The organism is Bacillus sp. 05T31 (genome assembly GCF_056396725.1).
In genome coordinates, this window is the sequence record NZ_JBFTMA010000548.1 from 1 (window position 1) to 3,062 (window position 3,062).

Annotated in this window: 1 protein-coding gene; it reads right to left on the reverse strand. The window is 33.2% G+C overall.

The window, feature by feature from the left end; all coding sequences use genetic code 11:
- Window positions 1-869: 869 nt before the first annotated feature.
- On the reverse strand, window positions 870-3,062 hold a 2,193-nt coding region (locus AC1DJR_RS23915; RefSeq protein WP_477003667.1), incomplete at its 5' end, for a Tn3 family transposase.

A 3,062-nucleotide genomic window follows, 5' to 3' on the forward strand; every position in this document is an offset into this window, starting at 1 on the left:
GTATTTACTTTTTCGTTTAACAAATCCTACATTTTTAGCTAATTGCTCTAAAGCATCAGGTGACATATATCGTTCCAACTCTCTAGAAAACAATTCTAATTCATCAAAAATCGATAAGTTCATATCAAACACGCCATCCTTTCCTATGATTCTACAGAAAGAATAGCGTATTTTTTTATTTTAGTGGAATTTTGTTTTGTTAGCTTGATAGCGATGGGATAAGAACAGAATACCGATACCACCTTTTAAGTTCTTAATTTTTCATAGTCTTTTTATAGCTTTTCTTTTTGTTTATTTATGAATATGAGTTAATCTCATGCCCATAAGGATTATGTATAAAATCACCTCAAAATCGAAAATGGGATAATATTACACGATTAAACATGTAAAGGTTTTTCAATATTTTACAAAAATACAGTTATATCCCAAAAAAATATGTGGCTATGATATACTCTTATCAAGAATATCTCATAGGAGGGGAATTATTATTAAAATAATTTTAGGAATTATTGGAGCAATTCTGTTACTACTTTTTACTGTTCATCCAGGAGTTCCAGATAAAAGTATGCCTCTCAAAACTAAACTATTAGTAATTCTTCCGTTAATTTTTGTATCAGGTCTAATTTACCTAATTATAAGGTGGTACTAAGTGTCACCTTATATGCCCATTAAGTTAAAACCTCATAATATCCCCTCAGAACAAAAAAATTGTGCATTTTGCTCATTTTTATTGTTTTGGGGTAACTCGTTCTTTTTAGCTTGATGGCAATGGGGTCACCWTATCAAAAAAAGAAAATTGTACGTTTMGACACAATTTGGACACATTTTAGCCAGTTCCCTGTACGTTAAGGAACGGGCTACTTACTTTACTACTTTTTTATATAATTTTTCTCTCGTAATGGTCTTAGATTATTAAAATTTGTTTTTTCATTTAAGTTCCAAATATAATCACCTGTCAACGTAATATGTTCCCATCCAAGTGGAGATATATGTTGTAAATATTCCTCTGGAATGTCCAATCCTTTTGCACGCAAAGCATCTACTGCACGTGATATGTATACAGTATTCCATAATACAATTGCTGAAATAAGAAGTTGTAAACCACTCGCTCTATGTAATTGATCCTCATAAGAACGATCACGAATTTCCCCTAATCGATTAAAAAATACAGCTCGAGCAAGTGCATGTTTTGCTTCACCTTTATTTAAACCAACCTGTACACGTCTTCTAAGCTCAGGACTCTGCAACCATTCTAATGTATATAAAGTTCTTTCAATCCTTCCTATCTCACGCAAAGTTACAGATAAGCTATTCTGCCTTGGATAGGCCGCAAGCTTTTTGAGAATAAGAGAAGCTGTGACTGTTCCATTACGAACAGAGCTAGTTAATCTTAATAAGTCATCCCAATTTTCTCTTATTTTCTTTGTATGAATTGTTCCACCAATCATAAATTCTAGATGAGGTTGATTTAAGGGCTTTTCAAAAGTATAAATTTTATTTTTACTAAACGTTTTAATTCTAGGAGCAAATCGGAATCCTAGCATATGACACATGGCAAAGACATGATCTACAAATCCTGCTGCATCCGTATAATGTTCTTCAATTTCCAAATCTGTTTCATGGTATAGTAATCCATCAATAATATGTGGAGCTTCTTCTGAAGAACTAATAACTTGTACATAAAATGGGGCATATTGATCTGAGATATGTGTATAAAAACTTAACCCTGGATCCCTACCATGCTTTGCATTTACTTGTGCCAACGGACTAGACTGACCACCAGCTCTAAAGAATTGTCCATCAGAGGATGAAGTTGAACCATCTCCCCAGTGAGAAGTGAATGGGTATTTATGCTGAAAATCAGTGATTGCTCCAAGAGCTTTGGAGTAATTTTCATCTCTTATATACCAATCCGATATCCAAGCTAATTGTGAATAAGATATATTTGGACATGCATCTGCCATTTTTGAAAGACCAAGATTAATTCCATCAGCCAAAATAGCTGCGAATAAAATGGATTTATCTTTTGGCTCAGTTTGGGTATGAAGATGAACAAAATGTTTGCTAAAATGAGTCCAGCTATCTACTTCTACCAATAGATCTGTTAATTTAATACGCGGTAATACACTATAAATAAGTCTTGTTAGATCTTCGACCTCATCTGGAATAATTTTCTTTAAAGATGCAATTTGTATTTTATCTGCATAGATTTCAACATCTGGCAATAATTGATTTTGAATCAAATGATTTACCTTAGAGAGTTGCTCTTCCATTAACTCAAATCGTTCCTGTAAATACTGATCTATATTGGTTGGAATTGTTAGTGGAACTTGTTTTTTTTCCTTTAATTCTTTCCATTTTTCTTGAGGTAAAAGATATTCTTCAAAATCCTTATATTGTCTACTTCCTACGACCCACATGTCTCCAGAACGAAGATGATTACATAATTCTGAAAAGATACCGAACTCATAGTAATGACGATCAATACCATTTTCTTTAATCACATGTTTAAACCACTTCGACTTGAGAAAATCCATCGGAGCTGTTTCAGGGATTTTTCTTTTTCCTGTTTGGTTTATTTCTTTCAACATCTCTAGGGCCTGAAATAAAGTATGGCTCGCTTTAGAGGCTTTAAATACATACGTTCTTAATAATCTAGGTGCAAACTTCCGAAAATGCCCATAATGATTATCTAGTAGATCTAAATAGTCAAATTCTGCTGGTCTGGCTAGTTCTTCAGCCTGTTCCACTGATTGTACAAATTGTTCCCATGAAATGATAGATTGTAAAGATTCAAATGGGTCTTGTTCTAATTCTTTTGCTTCAATTAAAGCCTTTCCAACTTTTGCGTATAAACGAACCTTTTCATTAATCGCTTTTCCGTCCTTTTGAAAATGTTCCTTATGTTTCTTTTCTCCACGATTAAACATTCTACCCATTAGTTTCTCAAGCATCTCTATTCCTTGATCTGTTAAAAAAGCATATATATGAATGAGAAAGGCCATAAGAGTTGCATGTCGTTTGAGCTCATGAAACCTGGATATATGTTGATTGGAATAACG